General features: G+C 34.0%; 18 protein-coding genes, 3 tRNA genes and 1 pseudogene. 18 read left to right on the top strand and 4 right to left on the bottom strand.

Going from position 1 to position 22148, the window contains the following annotated elements:
• Positions 1–357 precede the first annotated feature (357 nt).
• From N2692_00335 to N2692_00275, 13 genes are all read left to right on the top strand, one after another.
• The gene (locus N2692_00335) at positions 358–660 is read left to right on the top strand and encodes a hypothetical protein (GenBank protein ID MCX8015751.1); all 303 of its coding nucleotides are present in this window, start codon (positions 358–360) and stop codon (positions 658–660) included.
• A gap of 20 nt (positions 661–680) precedes the next feature.
• On the top strand, positions 681–1457 hold the full coding sequence (locus N2692_00330) for a lytic murein transglycosylase (GenBank protein MCX8015750.1): 777 nt from the start codon (positions 681–683) through the stop codon (positions 1455–1457).
• A 474-nt stretch (positions 1458–1931) separates the two neighbouring features.
• Entirely contained in the window at positions 1932–2438 is a 507-nt protein-coding gene (locus N2692_00325; GenBank protein ID MCX8015749.1) for a hypothetical protein, read from the top strand.
• A 126-nt stretch (positions 2439–2564) separates the two neighbouring features.
• Complete coding sequence (locus N2692_00320; protein MCX8015748.1) at positions 2565–3398, top strand: hypothetical protein; 834 nt, start codon at positions 2565–2567, stop codon at positions 3396–3398.
• 86 nt (positions 3399–3484) lie between these two features.
• Positions 3485–5158, top strand: a complete 1674-nt coding sequence (locus N2692_00315) for a peptidoglycan-binding protein (protein MCX8015747.1) — start codon at positions 3485–3487, stop codon at positions 5156–5158.
• A 50-nt stretch (positions 5159–5208) separates the two neighbouring features.
• The gene (locus N2692_00310) at positions 5209–6030 is read left to right on the top strand and encodes a hypothetical protein (GenBank protein ID MCX8015746.1); all 822 of its coding nucleotides are present in this window, start codon (positions 5209–5211) and stop codon (positions 6028–6030) included.
• Positions 6031–6145: 115 nt separating this feature from the next.
• Positions 6146–8659, top strand: a complete 2514-nt coding sequence (locus N2692_00305; protein ID MCX8015745.1) for an O-antigen ligase family protein — start codon at positions 6146–6148, stop codon at positions 8657–8659.
• 64 nt (positions 8660–8723) lie between these two features.
• The gene (locus tag N2692_00300; protein MCX8015744.1) at positions 8724–9500 is read left to right on the top strand and encodes a thioredoxin domain-containing protein; all 777 of its coding nucleotides are present in this window, start codon (positions 8724–8726) and stop codon (positions 9498–9500) included.
• Entirely contained in the window at positions 9490–9744 is a 255-nt protein-coding gene (locus N2692_00295) for a thioredoxin family protein (GenBank protein ID MCX8015743.1), read from the top strand. The genes N2692_00300 and N2692_00295 overlap by 11 nt, the downstream gene beginning before the upstream one ends.
• A gap of 70 nt (positions 9745–9814) precedes the next feature.
• Positions 9815–11131: an ATP-binding protein gene (locus N2692_00290; GenBank protein MCX8015742.1), complete on the top strand. Its 1317-nt coding sequence runs from the start codon at positions 9815–9817 to the stop codon at positions 11129–11131.
• A gap of 191 nt (positions 11132–11322) precedes the next feature.
• A tRNA-Ala gene (locus tag N2692_00285) sits at positions 11323–11395 on the top strand.
• Positions 11396–11425: 30 nt separating this feature from the next.
• Positions 11426–14749, top strand: a complete 3324-nt coding sequence (locus N2692_00280) for a GNAT family N-acetyltransferase (GenBank protein ID MCX8015741.1) — start codon at positions 11426–11428, stop codon at positions 14747–14749.
• A gap of 232 nt (positions 14750–14981) precedes the next feature.
• Entirely contained in the window at positions 14982–16277 is a 1296-nt protein-coding gene (locus N2692_00275; GenBank protein MCX8015740.1) for a hypothetical protein, read from the top strand.
• A gap of 119 nt (positions 16278–16396) precedes the next feature.
• On the opposite strand, the gene N2692_00270 is transcribed toward N2692_00275, so the two are convergent.
• Genes N2692_00270 through N2692_00255 form a run of 4 tightly spaced genes read right to left on the bottom strand, consistent with a single transcriptional unit; the run spans position 16397 to position 19864 of the window.
• Positions 16397–17023, bottom strand: coding sequence for a ribonuclease H-like domain-containing protein (locus N2692_00270; protein MCX8015739.1), 627 nt, complete (start codon positions 17021–17023; stop codon positions 16397–16399).
• 2 nt (positions 17024–17025) lie between these two features.
• On the bottom strand, positions 17026–17505 hold the full coding sequence (locus N2692_00265) for a ribonuclease H-like YkuK family protein (protein ID MCX8015738.1): 480 nt from the start codon (positions 17503–17505) through the stop codon (positions 17026–17028).
• 45 nt (positions 17506–17550) lie between these two features.
• Positions 17551–18813: a tyrosine--tRNA ligase gene (gene tyrS, locus N2692_00260; protein MCX8015737.1), complete on the bottom strand. Its 1263-nt coding sequence runs from the start codon at positions 18811–18813 to the stop codon at positions 17551–17553.
• A 49-nt stretch (positions 18814–18862) separates the two neighbouring features.
• Positions 18863–19864, bottom strand: a complete 1002-nt coding sequence (locus N2692_00255) for a hypothetical protein (protein ID MCX8015736.1) — start codon at positions 19862–19864, stop codon at positions 18863–18865.
• A gap of 126 nt (positions 19865–19990) precedes the next feature.
• On the opposite strand from N2692_00255, the gene N2692_00250 reads away from it, so the two are divergent.
• The 5 genes and pseudogenes from N2692_00250 to N2692_00230 all read left to right on the top strand — a co-directional run bounded on the left by N2692_00250 (position 19991) and on the right by N2692_00230 (position 22076).
• A tRNA-Ala gene (locus N2692_00250) sits at positions 19991–20062 on the top strand.
• A gap of 29 nt (positions 20063–20091) precedes the next feature.
• A pseudogene (locus N2692_00245) lies at positions 20092–20512 on the top strand (pyrimidine dimer DNA glycosylase/endonuclease V).
• Between the two features lie 65 nt (positions 20513–20577).
• Positions 20578–20649, top strand: a tRNA-Val gene (locus tag N2692_00240).
• A gap of 98 nt (positions 20650–20747) precedes the next feature.
• A complete protein-coding gene (locus N2692_00235; protein MCX8015735.1) occupies positions 20748–21290 on the top strand; it encodes a CPBP family glutamic-type intramembrane protease in 543 nt (180 codons plus the stop codon).
• A gap of 75 nt (positions 21291–21365) precedes the next feature.
• Positions 21366–22076: an RluA family pseudouridine synthase gene (locus N2692_00230; GenBank protein ID MCX8015734.1), complete on the top strand. Its 711-nt coding sequence runs from the start codon at positions 21366–21368 to the stop codon at positions 22074–22076.
• Positions 22077–22148: the final 72 nt, after the last annotated feature.

Here is a 22148-nt window from a genome sequence, read left to right as displayed (position 1 = left end):
AAACAAAGATTCCCAAAGCAGGGGAAATTCGTTGAATTTTCCACCCTTGACTTAAAAAATAATTTATGATATAATTAGTTTAGATATTTTAAAAAAGGAGGTGAGAATGATGGCCAAAAGGCCATTGGCACCGGACTAGTTATTTTTTAACAACCCTCCTATCAGTAGGAGGTTGCCCCAAAATTCCGGGGGCGTAAAAAAAGGTACGGAACGGCCCCAGCTCTTCTCGAAGAGCTGGGGCTTTTATTTTTTATTCAAACCATTGACTTTTTAAAATTTTTATGCTGAAATATAGGCAGCTTTTTAATAATTAAATGCCCAACCCATTTAAGGTTCGGGTATAAAAAGGAGGAGAAAATGAAAGAACTGACTGATGATTTTATTGAAGAAATTGAAAAAGAAGCAATAAAGATTTTGGACCTGCTTTTTGTGCAAAAAGAAATTTCCGAAGAAGATGCCAATAAAGTTTCCGAATGGTTAAGCAAAGTAGATTTTACAAAATTAAAGGAGGGTCATGTTATTGGACTAACTAGATTTAAGGATGGCGAACCAAAATTTTTTGGGATTAGAGTGCTTTTTGGAGGAGGAAAGTTGCAGGCTATGGAGGTTATGTGGAAAAATGGATTTAGAAAAATTTTGCTAACGAAATACTTTAATTAAATTAAAAAAGGAGGAAGGCAATGAAAGATGAAGGAAAGAAAGCACTGTTGCTTTTATTATTTTTGGCACTGTTGGCCATAATTCTTCTGGGAGAAGAAAAAGAATTCCCGCCAGCTTTAGAAAGAGCAGTAAAAAAATTAGAGAAAGAGAGATTTGCGCGTTCTGAGCTGGAGAAAATTTTTTCCGATCCGCGGTTGGAATTTTATAATGATATTGGGGAACTCAAAAAGAAGAAGGTAGATTATTTTGAAGCGGCATTTGGTTTGTTTTCACTGAATTCCATTGCTCGCGGTCGGGAATTTCTTACAGAAAACAAATCAGTTTTGGAAAGATCCGAAAAAGAATTTCAAGTGTCCAAAGAAGTGATTGTGGCTATTCTTCGGTTGGAAACGAATTTTGGCAGTTTTGTTGGTAGACGTCGTCTGATATCAACCTTTTATTCAATGCTTATTTTGGATTTTCGAGCGGATTTTGCGGAAAAAGAGATGCTTAATCTGTTTTTGATAGCTAGAAAAAATCATGAAGATCCATATAACTATAGTGGATCTTATATGGGCGCGTTCGGCCTGCCTCAATTTCTTCCATCTTCTTACCTGCAGTATGGGGTTGATGGAGATGGCGATGGTAGAGTTGATTTGAATAAGGTTGATGACGCGGTTATGAGCGTTGCTCGTTATCTGCGTGCTCATGGTTGGAAGAGAGGTGATTTTTATAGGCAGAAGGAGGCTATTTTAAGTTACAATCACGATTTAGCATATGTTCTTGCTATAATTACGTATTCAAACTTTCTAAAATAAAAAAAGGAGGTTGTGATGAAATATTTTTTATTGTTTTTGTTAATTATTGAAAATCTCCTCCTCTTCGGCTTTCGGCCGTGGGGGCAGGAGAAGATAGGGTGGACGGCGCTAACAGGGGGGTTAATGTTGGCTTCTGTGTTGCTGATACTTCTCCTTTCTGTCCTAGAGGACAGAAAGGAGAAAGAAAGAGAAAAATTTAGGAAAAAAGCGGGTTTTTAGACCCGCTTTTCTTTTTTAGTTTGAATTGGCACTCTATTGACTTTTTGAATTTTTTATGATATAATATATGTAGCCATTTAAAAAAATAACCCTTAAAACCCCACCTTTTTTTGTTTAGAAAAAGGTGGGCACCTGACCGTAAGGCAGGTGGGGGAAAAGGAGGAAAAAATGGCAAATTTTTTTGAAATTCTGGTTTCCTCCGAATTGCTTGCGGCTGGGCCGCAAGTAATTCGGAAGGGGGATTCTGGAGCCAGAATGATTCTGGTCCCGGATCCCCAGGACCCCACTTCCGGGTGGATCCTGGAAGTGGGTACGGGAGGAAGGATTATTTCCTCCTCCCGCGGAGGAGGGTTATGGAAGGTGAAATCCGGTAGAGTTTACCGGATTTCCCCACACAAAGTCCTCTGTCTTCCTCCTGTGGAGGAAGACAGAGATTTCCCCCGGCGATATTGCCGGGAGCACCAGTTGCCCTTTAGGGCAATGTGGTGCTTCCGGTCTATGGAGGACCTGGAGAAGGTCCTCCAGAGGCTGGGGGTCTCTCTTGATGCCATTAATGGCATCAAGAGAGATGGTGCCGGGAGGTTAAGGTATTTAACCTCCTGGGACCACAATCCCTCCCGCGCTCCGCGGGAGGTGATTGTTTACGTCCGCGGTTTGAAAAGACCGCGGACGTACGAAGAGTTCCTTTCCATTCTGGAAAGGAACTCAGTGTGGGTGAAGGAGGATTTAACATCCTCCTCACCCGATCGTTGGAGGGACTAAGTCCCTCCTTTTTATTTATATTGACTTTTTTGAGTTTTTATGATATTCTTAAATCAGCGCAAGGTGAACCGTCAGGGCTGTCGGCCCGGGCCACACCTTGTTTGAAAATTTAAAAGGAGGTTTAAAATGATAGGCTTAAAATTTTTAAGATGTTGGGCCGTCTGGGAGCGGCTCGGGCAGGAATTCTGCCGAGAAATTCGGCAGAGAATCAAGGGAGGCGCCCTGCAGGGCGTCTACCTTGGTGAGGATGCACGGGTGAAAATCCCGTGCGAAATCCTCTCCACAGGGGAGGTGAAACCGTGGGTGATACTGCCCCAACTAGGGCAGCCTCACTGGTTTCAGCTCTCGCTGGCCGTTCCTGGCCCTCGTGGCTGGGTGGTGCTGGTAGGGGAAGGCAAAAGAGTCACTCCCCGCTTTAATCAAAAGTTGGAGAAATGGCTCATAGTTTTTCGGAATGGAACCGTGGTGCGGTTCCATGGCCGAAAACTAGTGGCGGATTACCTTGCAGTAGTCCGCCAGGGGGCTCGTTACCAGCTCCTGCAAAAGGAGCGGGTAGCGATTGATGTCCCGCACTTTGTGCGGGACAAGGAGGGACTCCGGGAGTTTCTCCGCGGCGAGGTCACGGAGGAACTTCTAGAAGTGGCGGTCGAGCTTTTCGAGCCCGATCGCATCTCCAATCCCCAGTGGGAAAAGGGATTGGAGAATGTTCTTCGGTCGAGTACTCCTCGGCCGAGGATGAACCCTCCACAGCCCCAGCAGCCTTCCCCTCACTCTCAGCCATTTCTTCCTGATCCCGTTCCCGTTGAAGTACCATCAGACCGGGAGCAGAAGAAGGTCAAGGTCGATGTAGAAAAAAAAGTAGAAAAAAGGAGAGGAAAAAAGCTTCCTCTCCGCGCAGAGGATGATGTAGAAAGAAACCCGCGGGGCATGTCCCTGCGGGACTTTAGGGAGGAAAATTGAACTCAAGCGGCTGCGTTGGAACAACGCAGCCGCTTTTCTTTTTCAAATCATTGAAACACCACCTCTTTTATTTTATAATCAAGAAAATGGCGAAAAAGACCAAAAATTGGAAATTTATTTTTATTTCAATGCTAATTTTGTTTGCGCCGCTTTTTGTTTCTGCTCAATCAATTAATTCGCAGAGCGTTTTTTATGTTGAAAGCGATTATGATTATTATTCTCGCAATCAAATAAACGCTATTCTCATTTATCAAACTAATAAACTCAATTTCTACATTGATACCAATTGGTGGCAAAGCCTTACGTTTACTGACCAAAATAATATCAATGCCAAAATTTTCTCTTTAGCCAGTTATTTTGAAAACTATGATTATCCGAAAATTACAGCAACCTTTGGCTCCGAGGCTATCCCTGGTTATGATAATGACACCCGCATTTATATTTTAATTCATCCCTTAAAAGAAAATTTTCTTGGTTATGCTCGCTTTGTTGATTCATTGCCCGCTTCAGCCAATAATTTTTCCAATCAGCACGAGATGGTTTATTTAAATACCGCGATTTTTTTAGATACACCTCCTCAGCAAATCGGCTATTATCTTGCTCATGAAGTTTTACATCTCATTTCGTTTAATCAAAAAGGCATTTTTGTTAATTCCGAAGATGAGCGTTGGCTGGCAGAAGCGCGCTCAGATTATTTTTCCACTTTTTTAGGTTATAACAATAATTTAGCTGGCAGTATTTTAGAAAAACGTCTGAATGCTTTGCGTCAAAATCCCAATTTTTCGTTGTTGGAATTCAAAGGGACAAATAGTGATTATGCGGCTGTTCATCTTTTGGCTGAATATATTGTTGAGAAATATGGCATTAAAATTTTGGTTGATTCGCTGCGTTCTAATTTAACTGGCATTGCTTCGGTTAATTACGCTTTGGCAAAAAATGGTTATTCAGAAGATTTTAATACTCTTTTTCGCAATTGGTTAATTGCGATGCTTTTTAATGATTGTTCTTTGGGTAAGCTTTATTGCTTTGATAATCCTAATTTGAGCAATTTCCGCATCTACCCTTATACCACTTATTTGCCTGAATATGGTACTGCTTCTTTAACCGCCAATAGCTATCTAAATTTATACGCTGGCACTTGGATTAAAATCAGCGGCGGTCGAGGCGATTTAAAAGTTTATTATGAATTTCCGCAGGATACGCAGTTTGTTTTAACTTATATCAGCGTTGATAAAGCGAATAATAAAAAAATAGAAACAGTTTCTAATAAAGACAACAATAAAGGGACGATTTCTATTTCTGATTTCGGTGTTAATATTAACGCGCTTTATCTTTTGCCTCTTATTACTAATAATTCAGCGGGTAGCGCTTTATTTAAATATGACGCGCAAGTTTCAAGCAGTGTTTCTAATAACTCCACTTTAATTGAAATGCTTAATCAACGCATTGCTCAACTTAAAGCTCAATTAGCAATGCTTGTTGCTCAATTAAATGCCACAAATCAAACAACTATTTCCTGCTCGCGTTTTCAGAGAGATTTGTATTATGGTTTAAAGAATGATAATGATGTGAAATGTTTGCAAAAGATGTTGTCAGAGAAAGAGCCGAGTATTTATGGTGGCGGATTAATCACGGGGAACTTTTTGGATTTAACAAAAGCCGCTATCCAAAAATATCAGCAAAAATACGGCTTGCCGCCAACGGGTTATTTTGGGCCATTAACACGGGTAGTGGCCAATCGTGAATGGTTTGGATATTGATGTAGTAATATTTTGCCGCTTTTTTCGTTATATATTATAGAGAGGCAAATATGAAAAAAGCTGATATTATCGCGCGGATTAGACAATTAAAAATGGTAAAGCCAGATAAAGAATGGCTTGTTTCCAGTAAAAGAGTTTTAATAGCTCAGATTGATAGAATAGAACAAAAAAGCGCCAAAGCGCCTATTTTTGTTTTTTCTTTGGGATATAAATTAGCAGCGGTTTTTTGCGCTGTAATGCTTTTATTGAGTGGCGCGGTTAATTTAGCCCAAACAGCATCCATTGATAGCCCTCTTTATGGCGCTAAAATTTTAATGAACAAAGCTATAATTGCTTTGGCGCCGTCTCAATATAAATTGGATTTAAAAATGGCCATCACCCAGATGATGGTGAATGATTTGAATAAAAAAGTAGGCGATTATTATAACCAATTGGCTTTTGAAACCCTAACGCAAAATTTAGAAGATATAACTCAACAGTTAAAACAAATTTCACATCCTCAGCAATTAGCGGCTCTATCTGAGCAATTACAAAAAGAAACAAATAAAGCAAAAGAAACTTTGAAACAAGTGGCTGTTAATAAAAAAGAGGTGGCAACCGAGGTAGAAAAAATACAAAATCAATTGGAAAAAGTTGAAAATCAAGTTTTTGCTTTAAAATCCGAAGCAGAGGATAAAATTAATCGTTGCCCTGTTTATTTAGAAAATGATTTGGCACAGCTTAAAGAAATAGTTGATTATTTAAGTTTAGACAATAATGACAAAGAAGGAATCATTTCTCAATTAAAACAAGCTGATGAATTGTTAAATAACAATCGTTGTGTGGATGCTTTGGTGATTATTGATGAGTTGAAAAAAGAATTAGGATTGTAGAATTTTCTGCTATAAAAGTATAAAAGCCCCAGAAGGGCTTTTTTAATTTGGAAAAAATAAATTATCATCTATAATAATAGATATACTTGTCGCTTTTAATTGTTATAAATAAAAAATGAGTCAATTAATTTCTTTGGAAAATAATTTAAAAAAAGTTGCATTCTTTTTGGTGGCCGCTGCTTTGTTTTCTGCTTTGATTTTTTTGCCCAATATTTTGCGGCCGTTTATTCTGGGCAAAATGTTTCCTTTTCAAATTTCAACACTTTTGCTTTTAGTTGTTTGGGCAATTTTGATGTTGATTAATTTTCAAAAATATCGACCGCGCTTTAATTTATTAACAATCGCTGTTTCGGTTTTTTATTTCGCTATTTTAATTAGCTGCATTTTTAGCCTTGTACCTTATCGCAGTTTTTGGGGCAATGCTGAGCGAATGGAAGGTTTTATTTCATTACTTCATTTTTATGGTTTCTTTTTAGCTATTTCTTCAATTTTTTTCAATGATAAAGAAGCAATTCGCAAATTAGTTTTTACTTCAATTTGTATTAGTTTTTTCGGTGCTATTTTTCCTATTTTGGAAGTTTTCAGAATTGTTGCTATCCCAACCGGTGAAAATTTAACGCGACCGGGCGGCGTTTTTGGCAATCCAACTTTTTTTGCTGGTTTTTTGTTGGTGCATTTGTTTTTGATTGTCTGGTATTATCTTAATTTTGCTCACAAAGCCGAATTAAAACAGCAAAAAAATCTGGTAATAATAATGGGCGCAGTTTCCTTTTTTGTTTTTCTTTGGGCGCAGACGCGCGGCTCAATTTTAGGCTTAGTTTTTGGTTTATTCGTTGGTTTGATTTTGAGTATTTTTACTATTCCCAATAAACAATATAAAAAAATTAGCGCTCTTGTTTCTGGCGCCATTGTTATTTTAGGTATTTTATTTTTTGTTTTTCAACCGCAAATTCAAAAAAGCGTTATCAGCGAAAAAATTCCTTTTATTGGACGTTTAGCTAGTATTTCTTTATCAGATGCTTCCACTCGCGCTCGTATTTTAAATTGGCAGCGTAGTTTTAATTGGTGGAAAGAAAGACCGATTTTTGGTTATGGACAGGATATGTATTACGCTGTTTTTGATAGTCATTACGATGCTAATGATTACGCTTTAAGCCATGAGCGTTTTGATAGGGCGCATAATAAATTTTTTGATGTTTTAGTAATGAATGGGATTGTTGGATTTTTGGCTTATGTGTTTTTGTTGGCGGTGGTTGGCTATTTAATTTTCAAAAAGATTAAATTATCAGAAACCTTTAAAGATAAGATTAGCTGGATTCTTATTTTCTCGCTTTTTATAGCTTATAATGTTCATAATTTTTTTGTTTTTGATACGCCGGCCAATTCTATCTTTTTCTTTTTCTTTTTAGCTTTTGTTAATTTATCGACGGAAGATATAAAGATTAAAAAAGTTTCATCAGAGAAGAAAATAGAGCAAAAAATATTTATTCCAAAAAAAGCTTTTGATGTTTTGGATTTATTAATTATTGGAATAATTTTATTAATTGCCGCTTTTATTTTTTACCATGTTGATTATAAACCTTATAAAGCTGCCCAATTGGTTTATGAAGCTAATCGGGTTAATCCGCAGGATTTAGCAGGGAGATTCCAAACTTTTGAAAAAGCGGTAAAGCTCAATACTTTTATCAATACCGAAATTAAAAAACCATGGGCTGATTACTTCTTTTCCTATTTAACATATAGTAGTTCTGGCCAGATTAAAGCCGATAAAAATCAAGTGGTTAATTTTTATGAAAAAATTAAAGAACAATTATTGTCTGGTTATAAACGCGAGCCAATGGTAGATTTTTATGTTTATTTATCTTACATTGCCTCACAAATGCCCAAGCAACCTAATTTATCTGATGAAGAAAGGCAAAAGTATTATAGTGAAATGGACGAATATTTTGGATTTTTAAAGAAAAATTATTCTAAAAGAAGTGATTTTTTGATGCAATATGTTTTAAGTCAACCATCAAAAGAGAAAACGCAAAAAGAGCTAGCGGAGCTTTTGGAAAAAACTCCGAAATACGCGCCAGCATGGTGGTTAAAAGCAATTTTAGCCATTCAAGATGGGAAAAATGAAGAAGAAGTGTTTGAATATATAAATACTGCTTTTGATAATGGTTATGAATTTTATCTAGAAAAATCTTCTGATTTTATAATGAATGTTGTCTCGCAAATAACTTTATTCCAAACCAGAGGAAAAATGATTGGTTTAATTGATGAAGAAATTAGCAAAACCGAAAAATTGCTCCAAAATGAAAAATTAAATGCCTTTCAAAAAGGGATTTTGTTAAACAAAGTAAAAAGTTTAATTGATTTAGCTGTTTTTATAGAAATTAGCAATCCACCAAAAGACGCCGATCACATCAATAAAGTAATAAATTATTTAGAAAAAGCCAATCAATATCAAAAAAATCGCCTGGAAATTCTTATCAAATTAGCTGCTGCTTATGCTCAACTACATAACAAAGAAAAAGCTATTGAATACGCCCAGCAAGTTCTCAAAGTTGATTCGCGCTACGCGACTGATGTAAGGGAATTTATTAATTTAGTTGAACAAGAGCAATGGGATAAACTTTTTTAATCTTGATTTAAAGTTTAATTTGTTTAAGCTTTAAAATAACAAAAGGTCTATTAAGAAAAAAGTTATGGAAAATAATCAACAAACCAAGAAAAAAGATTATTTATTGCCGATCTCAATTGTTTTAGCGGCTTTAATTATTGGTGGTGCTTTTATTTATAGTAAAGGTGTTAATGTTACCCAAAAAGCAGAAGTAGAACAAGAACAACAATCAGCGGGCAATACTCTAAAATTGGCTATTGCTTCGGATAATGTTGTTTTAGGCAAAGATAACGCGCCAATAACAATTTTTGAATTTGCCGATTATCAATGCCCTTATTGCCGAAGATTTTATTTGTTAACCCATATTAGTTTAGTAAAAGATTATGTGGATACGGGGTTAGCAAAAATTGTTTTTATTGATGTGCCACTGCCATTTCATGAGTTTGCGCAAAAAGCTTCTGAAGCAGCTTGGTGTGCTAAAGACCAAAATAAATTCTGGGAAATGCATGATAAAATTTTTGCCACGGCTGAAAACGCTGAGGATTTAAAAATTGAATCATTGGTAAAATACGGGAAAGAATTAGGTTTGGACACACAACTCCTTTCTGATTGTTTAAATTCAAATAAATATGCGGCTAGAGTTCAAGAATCTTTAAATTTGGCTTCAAAGCTGGGAATTTTGGGAACACCTTCCATGATTATTACTCCAACAAAGAATTTGCCTTTGGATGTTGATATTCAAAAAATTAATGCGGCTTTCCAAGGTTCAAATCCCCAAGTTGATTTAGGCAATGCGGTTTTACTAATTGGCGCGCAACCATATAGTGTTGTAAAGTCGGTGTTAGATGTTTATGCTAAATAAAAATATGAAAATAAAAGTTTATTCAACACCCACTTGTCCTTATTGTCATTTAGCAAAAGAATTTTTAAAAGAAATGAATGTTGATTTTGAAGATATTGATGTTTCTCAAAATGAAGAAGCTGCGCAGGAAATGATTGAAAAAAGCGGGCAAATGGGCGTGCCAGTAATTGATATTGACGGAGAAATTATTATTGGTTTTAACCGAGCTGAAATTGAGCGGATTCTTAAAGAAAAGAGCAAATGATGACTTTTTAATAAACCCTCGCTGATTGGCGAGGGTTTTTATTTTTTAAGCTTTCAATTATAATTAAGATATGAAGAAAATTTTGGCTTATTTGTCATTGCCTGAGATGATTTTGTTTTGGATAATGCTCATTATAATGCTTTTTTTATTGGGCATTATTTTGCATTTTGGCGAAGGATTGTGGGAGACGATTGCTTTGGTTGTCACTATTATTTTTTTATTAATCAGTTTCTTTTTGTCTTTGCGCAATACAATTAAACATTACGAACTTTTAGCTGAGAGAAATCAAGTTAAAACAATTCTTGCTAATTTTACTGAAGCGATTATCGCTTATGATAGTGATTTTAGAATCACTGTTTTTAATAGCGCCGCCGAAGACCTGTTTGGATTAAAAGCTTTTGATGTGATTGGCGAGATTGTGACGCCAGAGTGGGCGAAAAATCCAAAAACAAAATTACTAGCCCAAGTGCTTTTTCCGAGTTTAGCGCCAGCAATGACATGGAAAAGCGACCCAGCTATTTTTCCTAATATAATGGAAATTTCTATTACTGAGCCGTTTATTGAATTAGTAGTGACAACAATTAGAGTATTAGACCAAAAAGGAAAGATTTTGGGATTTTTTAAAGTAATTAAAGATAGAACCAGAGAAGAAGAAATTTTAAAAACTAAATCAGAGTTTTTGACTGTTGCCGCTCATCAAATGCGGACGCCATTATCAGGAATTCGCTGGAGTTTAGAAACATTGTTGGGTGAAGATAATAAAAATTTAAATGAGACCCAAAGAGATTTATTAAAACGCACTTTAGAAGCAACCGATAAAGTTTTGAAATTAGCCAATGATTTGCTTGATACTGCCAATATTGAAGCAGGTAAATTTGGTTATGAATTTGTTCAGGGAGATTTATGTGCTTTAATTCAAAAAGTTGTTGAAGGATATATTTCTTTGGCTGAGCGACATGGTATCAAAATATATTTCCAGCCGCCTCCAGATGGTCTTCAGCCGTTTAAGTTTGACCCAATGAGAATAAAAATTGTTATTCAAAATCTTATTGAGAATGCTTTACGCTATAATGTTGAAAATGGACAAATTATTATAAAAATTGAGAAAAAACCGCCGTATGTGGAAGTTTCAATAACAGATACTGGCATTGGTATTCCTAAAGAAGAAATTCCAAAATTATTTACTAAATTTTTCCGCGCTACCAATGTTTTAAAATACGAAACCGAAGGCACTGGTTTGGGGCTTTATATTACTAAAAACATTATTGAAGCACATGGTGGAAAAATTTGGGCTGAATCAATTGAAAATCGAGGATCCACTTTTTATTTCACTTTACCTATGGATGAAAAATTATTGCCAAAGCGCTACATTTCCAGCTCCATTTAAAAGTTGAAAAATTTTAAGAAACAGATAAAATTAAAAATAATTAAAAACTTAAGGACCTGTAGCTTAGTTGGTATTTATCTGCCGTTAGGCAGACCTGCCTGCCGGCAGGCAGGGGCGCTTCGATGGCATTCTAACAAAAAATAAATTATTTCGAAAAAATTCATTACCGTTCTTCTAAAATTAAAACTTAAGGGCCTGTAGCTTAGTTGGTAGAGCGCCTCGATGGCATCGAGGAGGTCAGGGGTTCGAGTCCCCTCAGGTCCACAAATTTTATTAAAAAACACCTAAATAAAGATGAAAAATTCATTAGAAAATCAGAATAATCAGAATAAAAGAAAACAAAAACGAGAAGAAATTCGCGAAATTTTACCGCCTGATATACAATTAGCACATCCAATAGAACAAAAAGGCAAATTAAATGTCCCAGCTGGCAAAATTTTACGTTTAAGACAATCTGAAGAAGCTCAGGCTAAATATTTAATAGAAACCATTAGAAAAAAAGTTAAAGAAGAATTAAACAAGGAAATTACAGCAGAAGATATTCAACAATTAGAAAGCCTTAAAAAATTAGCAGAAAAAGAAAAATTAGAACTAATCTATTCCTTAACTACCATTCTTTTATATGAACAATGTCTTAAAGATTATGACCCAGATGTCAGACGCGCCACAGCCTCACAATTAGGTGAACTAGCTAAAGCATTACCAGAAAAAGCCTTTCCTTTTTATGAACAATGCCTTACAGATTATGAACCAGAGGTCAGACACGCCGCAGCCTCACAATTAGGTGAACTAGCTAAAGCATTACCAGAAAAAACCCTTCCTTTATATGAACAATATCTTAAAGATAATCATTCATGGGTCAGAGAAGTCGCAGCCTCACAATTAGGTGAACTAGCTAAAGCATTACCAGAAAAAGCCCTTCCTTTATATGAACAATGCCTTAAAGATGATTATTACTCTGTCAGATACGCCGCAGCCTCACAATTAGGTGAACTAGCTAAAGCATTACCAGAAAAAACCCTTCCTTTATATGAACAATGCCTTAAAGATAATGATAGATATATCAGAAAAGCCGCAGCCTCACAATTAGTTGAACTAACTAAAGCATTACCAGAAAAAACTTTTCCTTTATATGAACAATGCCTTAAAAGTAATAATAAATATGTCAGATACGCCGCAGCCTCACAATTAGTTGAACTAGCTAAAGTATTACCAGAAAAAACCTTTCCTTTATATGAACAATGTTTTAAAGATAATGAGCCAGATGTCAGAGAAGCCGCAGCCTCACAATTAGGTGAACTAGCTAAAATTAATAATAAACAAGAACAAAAAATTGCAGAAATTCTTAATACAAAATACAAACTTTCAGAAATTGACATTTATTATGCTTATCCAATATTAATTAATTTATTAAAAAATCAAAAAGATTTAGGAGAATTTGCAATTAAATATTTACCTGAATATCAAACTATCAAACAATTTGCTAAAAAAATTAACGAGACAATTGATGAAAGAAAAAGATGGGAAAATCCCGAAGACTTTTTTGTTTATCACAATTCAAATATCGCCAATCTTCAGTTATTAGACCTTAATCTCTCCACCCAACTGTTAAAAAACATCATTTATCGAGGATTATCTTATGCTGATAGTTTTCTAAATTTTGTAGAACCAACTATTCAAGATGAAGAAATAAAAAATGCTATTCAAAAATATATCCAAACCAACAAACAACTTGATGGATATAACTTTGCTGATTTATTAGAAATCGCCTCATCTTATCAAATTATCAATGCTCAAAAAACCTTTCAACAAATTATTACCAATTCAAAAGCCAAAAACTTTAATGAACTAAAATCAGAATTAAACAAAAATCTTTTAAAAATGGTGGCTCAATCATTAAATCTTGATGTTGAAGTTTCTAATCAAGAACTTTCTCAGTGGAAAATTAAATATTTTGCCAATCTCATTACTAATCAAGAAATGTTAAGGCAACAAAACAAAGAAGAATACCTTGAAATTTTTAACCATCTTCTTAAATCAGTCTTTGAAAATAGATTCAATGATTTTATCTCTAATCCTAATCAAAAAGATGAAATTGGCTGTGATATCGCCTATCATAACCAACAAGTAGAAAAAGCTTTTAAAGAAAAAAACATCAATTGGGATAATTGGCTTAATTTCAAAGAACAAGTTTTAATAACCGTTGATACTCAGAAAAAACAAGATACCGAAGCCTTATTTAAACAATTTGAAGAACGATTAAAAAATTGGATAACAATCGTCAGCGAATCTGAACCTCGTTTAAAAACATCTTTAGAAAAAGACCTTACCCAACTCAATCAAAAGAAAAAAGAATTTGACCCTTCAAAAATCAATATTCATGATTCCAACTGGCTTGAACAACTCCTCCCCACTTATACCAAAAGCTTAAACTACCTAAAAACCAAATATCCTGATTTTCAATTGCCAATTGAAGCCCAAGAAGCTTTTGCCCATCTTATTGAAGCAATCAAAGCTTTCTCTTCCGAACACAAAGAAAAAACTGTTAAAAAACAATTTATTGTTAAATTATGGGATAGAGATCCCAGAAAAGATATGTTTCAAGGCAATGATACTGATTGTTGTATTGCTGTTGGCGTTAAAGAATCACCACCCGGTGGCGGCCCTCCCACTCTTTATCCCGAAACAATTTTCCAATATCTTATTGATAAAGGCATTAATGTTGCTGAAATCATTGACCCTGATACTGGTGATGTTATTGCTCAAACTTGGCTTTTTGTCACTTTAGATAATAACGGTAAACCTGTTTTAATCGCTGATAATTTTGAAGTAAACAGAAAATACCCTCAAGGCGATAATATTAATAATGCTATTCGCGAAGCTATGTTTGAATTTCTTAATAGATATGCTCAAGCTTGTAATATTTCTAAGGTGGGGTTAGGAATGGATGCTTACAACGATATTGAAACGCAAGATCTACAAGAAATCGAGAATCTTTTAGTAAACTCTAAACTGGGTGGATATTTATATGACGATGGATATTATCTAGAAGCGCTTCTTAGTGGGAAAGCATTTAATATTACTCGAGAGGTTGAAGGAAAAAAACAAGAAGGAGGAGAGTATAAAGTTGAAGTGGTAAAAAAAATAAATAAAGAGTTACTTGAAAAAATTTTGCTTGTCGAGCAAGCCAGTTTCCCTGAAGAAATGCAGTCAGATTTAGCAGATTTAAAGGAAACTTTAGAAAATCGCAACGGCATTCAGATTATTGCTAAAAATGAAAAAGGCGAAGTAGTTTCGTATTTATCTTCTAAACCATTAAAAGACGCCTTTAAAGAATTAAAAGATTATGATTTAGAATTAAAGCCAGAAGAGGATGCTTTATATATAGAATCAATAGCTACCAAACCAGAAGAAAGAAATATTAAAATATTTTTAAGAATATTGAAATCTTTACAAGAAGAAGCAAAACGCCGGGGATATAAGAAGATTACTATGCATGCAAGAGTAGAAAATGGACTTTCAGAATTTTTACAGAAAAAAGGTGCTAAAAAATTAAGACGCATTGAAAATTGGCATAATTTCGGCGAACCCTTTGATTATTTGGAGGTGGAGATTTAGTTTGTTTTGAGACGTCCTTGTCAGAATTATCCAGAACACTTTTTATTCAATTAATCAAAACGCCAAGTCTTCAATGGGTTAGCTTTTTATTGTCTTTAGAAAATTTTTTATAAAATCAAAAAATTGACAAATTTAAATAATTTTTTATTGTATAATTAGCAAATTTAAAATTTCTTCCGATGCCCCACCGAAAGGGGGGATCAAGTAGGAAGAGCATATAAGGAGGTTAAAGATGAAAAAAACAAAAGATATTTTTAGTTTTCTTAAGAATTTTTTTCAGAAATTAGGCTTTATAATAGTAGACGTATATGATGTGCATAGACAGAAAAATGATGCTGTGGCTGGCGTTGTTAAATTAGAAAATGGCAGAAAAATTCCTTTTAGGAATGATACTCTGTTTGGAAGAATTGGAGGAAAAAAGGTAAGGGAAGTTTGTGATTTTCATTCTCAGGAAAATGGTAAATTAGCAGGGACGGTTAAATTAAGTGACAGTGGCGCAAGCGAGATTCCTTTTAAAGAAAATATTCTTTTTGAGGAAATAGAAGGCGAAAAAGTTGTGGATGCCCATCAAGTTTTTTCTCTAAAAAATGGTAAGCTAGTTGGTGTAGTTGAGATAAGTGGCTATGAAGATAATGAATTTCTTTTTAAAGACAATGTTCTTATAGAAAAAATTGGTGGGAAAAGGATAAAAGAGGTGGAGCTTGCCATTCCTTTAGAACCTTTAGAAAATAATATGTTAGCTGGTTTCATGTACACAAAAAAGGGAGAATCGTTTTTGTTTAGCGGAGATAGCCTTATTCCAAGAATTGCAGGAGAGAAAATACGTTATATTTATCAATTGTATTCTCAACCAGACGGTACTCTAGTGGGTATTGCTGATTTAGATAAAAGAGAAAAAGTTCTTTTTCAAGGAGATGTCGTTTTAGAAAAGATAGGAAATAAAAAGATATTAGAGGTTCTCGAGGTTTTCCCTCGGTTAGATGGAACATTATGCGGGCTGGCTGTATTAGAAGGCGACGATAATAAGTGTTCTCTTTTTTCCGGAGATACCATCTTAAAAGAGATAGCCGGAGAACCAATAAAAGAGATTCTTTATGTTGGTTATTCTCGAAAAACAAATGGTATAGTGGGGATATTTAATTCTGATGATAAAGTAATTGGATTTGAAAATAATAATATATTGTGGGAAATTAAGATTAAGTCTAATTCATCAGATTTAGAATTAAAACATGTTCATTTACAAAAAAACGGAAAATTAGCTGGGGTGGTGATGTTAGACGAGGAAAGATGGCTTTTTAGAGGGGAGAATCTTTTAAAAAAAATTGATAATAAAAGAATAAGAGGTGTAGCTCGATTTCATTCTCAAGAGGATGGAACAATATCGACGAAGGTTTTAATAGAAGGAAAGTGGTGGAAATGGATAAGTTTTTTATGGGGGCACTCGGAGATATTTTATGTATCTCAACATTATGATGGTCATAATGAGGAAGAAGAGGCATATGAGGGCGAGGAGGAGGTAGAAGAATAACTGGAGAATTAAAAAATTAAAAATAATAAAAAATAATAAAAAATAAAACAAAAAATAATAGGGTCTTAAAAGGAGACCCTATTATTTTTTCAAATTTAAAAAATTTATAGTAAATGCGTTTAAAAGATTTCAAACAAAGAATTTTGAACAGAAATTTTTTGGCGTTGTTTTTCTATTTCAATAAGTTTCTTTTCTAAATCATTGTGCAACTGAATCCAATTAAAAGGCACTTTTACTGGTGCGTGAATTTTTGATGGGATAATTAAATGATTTTGCTTTAGAATAAGTTCATAAAGCTCTTTTGTTAATCTCACATCATTTAAACAATATCTTTTTAATTCTTCAATTTTTCCTTCCTTGTATAATTTAATAGCTTCTAAACCATTGCCGTTTTTTCGCAACCCTATATTAGCTGATGCTAATTCGTCAAGGCTGATTTTATGACCGCGTTTTTCTTCAATTTCTTTTAAAATATCAAAAATGATATGATTATCAAATTTATAATCAAAATGTTTTTCAATTAAAGGTAAATCAAAATTATAAATAGAAAAACCAATAATAGCGCCAACATCATGAAGAAATTTTTCAAAAAGATGAAATTCTTTTTCTGTAAAAGCTAAATATTCATCGCGTTTGTATGAGTAAATACCAATTAAAGAAATTTCAAGTTGATGAAGATTTTGTTTCCCCCCAACATCAGCGAAAGAATTTTTTGTTTCTAAATCCAAAACAATTTTATCAAGCATATTTAAATACAATGATCTGCCACGCTTGAAGCGGCAAAACTTTCGGGTTTAGTTTTTACCACAAAACCGCAACCTCTTACCAAACCAGTAACCTCGTTAATTAAATTACGAGTTTCGCCATTCTGTCCAACATCAACATGAATTTCCAAATCAAAAGTGTAAAATTGATTTTTCTCTAGCAATTTGAGTAATTGTTGGCCAATTTCTAGAGATAAATAGACTTCTTTGTAAATTCTCTCGCGCAAGCTCTTAAAATTTTTATCTTTAATTCTCCGCCAGAAATAACGTCCGCCATTGCCAATGCGTAAAATAATAATTGCCGTGACGAAATCCGAGTGGTCAGCCGCGTTTAATGAATCAGTGCCAATAACTAATTTGTAAGCGGCTTGAGGTTTTTCTTGGATAAAAGCAAAAATTTCCCCAATTAATTTTTTGAGACCAATTTTCCGATTATCTGACGAATTAAACAACATCTCAGCCATATCAAAATTGATATTAATAGAGAAAAAGAGAAAGTCAATTTTTAATTATTGCCAAAAAATAAGATGATAATTTTTTTTGCCGCGGCGAACAACAAAGATATTTTCAACAAGCGAATTTTGAGGGGAGAGGGTTAAATTAATGTCTCTAACAACCTCACCATTTAAAGTAATTGCGCCATTAATAATATCTTCGCGGGCTTGTCGTTTGGAAGAACAAACTTTGGTTTCAACCAAAAAATCAACGAGGTTTAATTTTTGCTTATTTTCAATTTTAGCCGTTGGAACATCATTAAGACCCTCTTTCAACTCTTCAGCTGATAAATTTTTAAGATTATTATAAAACAAGGCTTCAGAAATTTTTTCTGCTCGTTGTAACGCTTTTTCGCCATGAACTAATTTTGTTAATTCTTGCGCTAATGTTTTTTGGGCAAGGCGTTTTTCTGGTTGATTTTTTACCGACTTTTCTAATTCTTTGATTTGCTCAGCAGTTAAAAAAGTTAAAAATTTTAATAATTTTATAACGTCGCGATCATCTGTATTAATAAGAAATTGATAAAATTGGTAGACGGAAGTTTTTGAAGCATCAAGCCAAACAGCGCCACCCTCAGTTTTTCCAAATTTAGTCCCGTCAGATTTAAGAAGAAGAGGAAGTGTTAACCCATAAACATTTTTATTTTCTAATTTTTGAATTAAATCAATACCAGTAGTAATATTACCCCACTGGTCGCTACCTCCAATTTGAAGTTCGCAATTATATTTTTTATACAACCACCAAAAATCATAAGCTTGAAGCAACATATAACTAAATTCAGTAAAAGAAATTCCAACTTCAAGACGGTTTTTTACTGATTCTTTTGCCAGCATATAGCCCAAACTGAAATGTTTGCCAATATCGCGAATGAATGATAAAAGACCCAACTTTTTAAGCCATTCACTATTTTCAACAATAATAGCTTTGTGTGTTTGAATTTCTTCTTTCAATAAATTATTTAATTGTTTTTTTATGCCATGATTCCATTGTTGAACAATTTCTTCAGGTTGAAGCTTGCGTTCGGATTTTTTACCGCTCGGGTCGCCGATTAAACTGGTTGCTGAGCCCAAAACAGCGATAATTTGATGATTATACTCGGCAAAACGCTTGAGGGTTATTAACGGCAAAAGATGGCCAATATGTAAACTATCGGCTGTTACATCAAAACCGCAATATAAAACAATGGGTTTTTTCAAGCGTTCTTTTAATTGATTGGCATCGGTTGTTTGATTAATTAGGCCGCGCCATTCCAATTCATTAAAAACGTTTTCTTTCATACTTTTTTATTTTAGAAATTTTTCAAGAATAAGTCAAAAAAATCCCCCGTCAATTGACGAGGGATTCCATCATTCTATTTAAAAATTCTTTAAATTTCTTTAGACCATCATTATATAAAAGCAATTGGATGGGTGGTTGATTTCCCGCTTTTGTATTTTTATTTGTTAGCACTTCTTTTATGTCCTCTTTTTTTTCTTTTAATTTTTTTTCGATAAATTCCAGTTTATTTTTTACTTCTCTGATTAATGATATTTCAATTGGAGTGTCTTTTGCCACATACCAAAGACCGTCAATTAAATAAAAAGATCTCTTTTCTAAAACTTCGTACCCTTTTTTGTTGTCGCTTCTTCTGATATATGAAAAAGGGGGAATAAAAATTCCAATTAAATTACTTGGTTCTATAACAACATCGCTGTCAATATAGCAATTATGGTCAATCAGTGCTGGGCCGATAATTAAGGAGTTGGCTCCAACATAAACTTTTGGCTTGAGAATAACAACCGCATCTCCGTATCGGCCTTTTTGACCAATAAGCTTGACTCCACTTTCTAAATAACAAAATTTTTCTACTTTGCCATTATCAACAATAACTTGTGGACTTAAGACTACTTCGTCATATATCCTAGAGCGATTGATATTGGAACTGCCGCAGATAATCACCTCTTTTCCTAAAACGCTTTCGATTATGGTGCAGTTGTTAGCGTAGCATTTCTCATTAAAAACCGAACCTTCAATGGTTGAATTAATAATTACAGTTTCATTATGTATAATACCAGTGAAAATTCGGCTATCAATAATTTTGCTACCATTTTTAATGGTGGTTTTGGAAAGAAAAGAGTTGGAGATTAGTACATTAGAGCCAATTTCTCCGTATCCTTTAAAAGTAGTAACGGGGATAATAATTGTGTCAGTATCAATGAGAACCAAGGGAAATTCGCTTCTGTCAATTTCTGGGGAATCATCAAAAATAATTCCATCAAGGGTATCGGGTTGGGTGGTGTGAATAGGGTCTAATATTGGAAAAATTTTTTCATCCTTCTTTTTATTCATTTTTTTATCCTCCTTTTAAAATTTTTTAAGAAACCGTTTTAATCTTAAAACTTTTTTATTTCTTGTCAAATAGAGAAAAAATTGAAAAATTAACAAAAATCATTAAGATTAATTTATAAGAAAAAAGGGCCGGTAGCTCAGTGGTAGAGCATCCCGTTCGCATCGGGAAGGTCGTGGGTTCAACTCCCATCCGGTCCACTAATTTTTATTTAAATAAATTTGAATTTATGCGTTTATGGTCTATTCATCCAAAATATTTAGATACCAAAGGTTAATTGCTTTATGACGCGAGGGTTTATTAGCGAAAAAGGTTTTGGAGAATAAAACAAAAGGCTATCAAAACCATCCACAGTTAATCAGATTTAAAAATTGTTATAATCCCCAAAATTGCATCAGGTTTTATTTGTATTTTTTGTTTATTTGGAAGCAAAGAAACGCAGTTTTAAATTTAACCAAACAAAAATTTGGCCAATTCCGAGAGTAAAAAGAAAAATAAAAATAACTGAGAGGCAATTAAAATTTGAATTTAATCATTTATTAAAAAAATTAAAAAAGCGAGATAAAGAAAAATATAAAGAATTATTGCGAGTTAACAAAATTTTACCACACCCCCTTTTTCAAATAATCAAAGGTGAAAAAGAAAAATAGGGAAAACCTAATCGTTGACTTTAATTGAGTTTTTGATTATTCTAATAATAGATATTTAATTGTTTGCGCCCTTAGCTCAGTGGTAGAGCGTTTCGTTGACATCGAAAAGGCCGGAGGTTCGATCCCTCCAGGGCGCACTATTGAAAGCCGCCGAGCGGCTTTTTATTTTTGAAAAATTTTTCAAAAAATGCTAAGCTTTTATTAGTTTTTTAAAATTTTAATAAGGAGGCGAAGAATGGACTTGTTTAAAAGACAATTAAACAACAAGGAAAAAATTTTATGGACACTGATTGTTTCTCTTTTGGGTTTTAACTATACGCTTTTTTTCTGTTGTTTTATTTCCTTAGCGCTTGATGATTTATTTTTCCCGCAGGTTTATTTTTTGAAATTCTGGCATTCTTTTGGGAAGGGGATGGGTGTTAATTTAAGAAACATAATTATTTATTCGGCGGGCGAGGAAGTGGTTTGGCGGATTTTACCTTTGACATTGATAAGTTTTCTATTGTTAGGTCTGAAAAATCGGAAATTCGCTAATGTTTTGTTGATAATTTCTATTTTATTTTTGTCTTTAGGATTTGCCTTGTCTCATACCACACGTTTCAATATTTTTATTCAAGGCATTCTTGGTTTATTATGGTCTTATTTATTTTTGAAAGCCGGCGGTTATCAGCAAAGATATTTTGAAGCTTCCTTAGCGGTTATCTTTTCGCATATCTTGTATAATCTTTTAGTGTTATTTAATGGTTATTTTTTTGTCAAAATTTTCGGCGGTTTATAATTTTAATTTAAAGAAGGCGCCTATTAGAAAGGCGCTTTTTTATTTGAAAAAAACTTTAGAAATGATAGGATAAAAATGATGTTAGAAATTTCTATTGTTTTTGAAAATGAAGATTTTGTGGTGATTAATAAGCCAGTAGGAGTGCTGGTTCATTCGACAAAATATGGCGAAAAAAGTTTGGTGGATTGGCTAATTAAACGCTATCCTTATATTGTTGGCGTTGGTGAAGATAAAAATCGACCAGGCATTGTTCATCGTTTAGACAAAGAAACTTCTGGTCTTTTATTAATTGCCAAAAATCAAAAAGCGTTTGATTATTTTAAAAAACTTTTTCAGGAGCGGAAAATAAAAAAAGGATATCTAGCTTTGGTTTATGGTGAGATAAAAAATAAAAAAGGTGTCATTGATAAGCCAATTGGTATTATTGCTTCCTCTATCAAACGCTCAACTGCTGCTCAAAAAATGAAAGAATTAAAAGAGGCGATTACTGAGTATGAAGTGATTAAAGTTTTTGAGTGGCAAAAAGAAAAGTTGACGCTTTTGAGGGTTTCCCCCAAAACTGGCCGTACACATCAAATTAGAGTGCATTTAGCAAGTATTGGTCATCCTATTGTAGGTGATAAAATTTATGGTCGGAAGAAAGAAAAAATAGCGGTTCGGCTGTTTCTGCATGCGTATTTATTGGAATTTCCTTCGCCAAACGGCACCACTTTGCGATTAGAGGCTGATTTGCCTGAGGATTTGGAGCGGTTTTTGAAAGAAATAGGAGAAAAAATTGATATTTGACAAAAAATAAAAAAGGTATATAATTTAGGCGGTTTTGAAAAAAGTTCTTTAAAAAATAAAAATAAGGAGGTA

Source organism: Patescibacteria group bacterium, from assembly GCA_026415775.1.
GTDB lineage: Bacteria > Patescibacteriota > Minisyncoccia > UBA6257 > JAAZHW01 > SKW32.
This window is presented reverse-complemented; position numbering and strand designations above follow the sequence as displayed.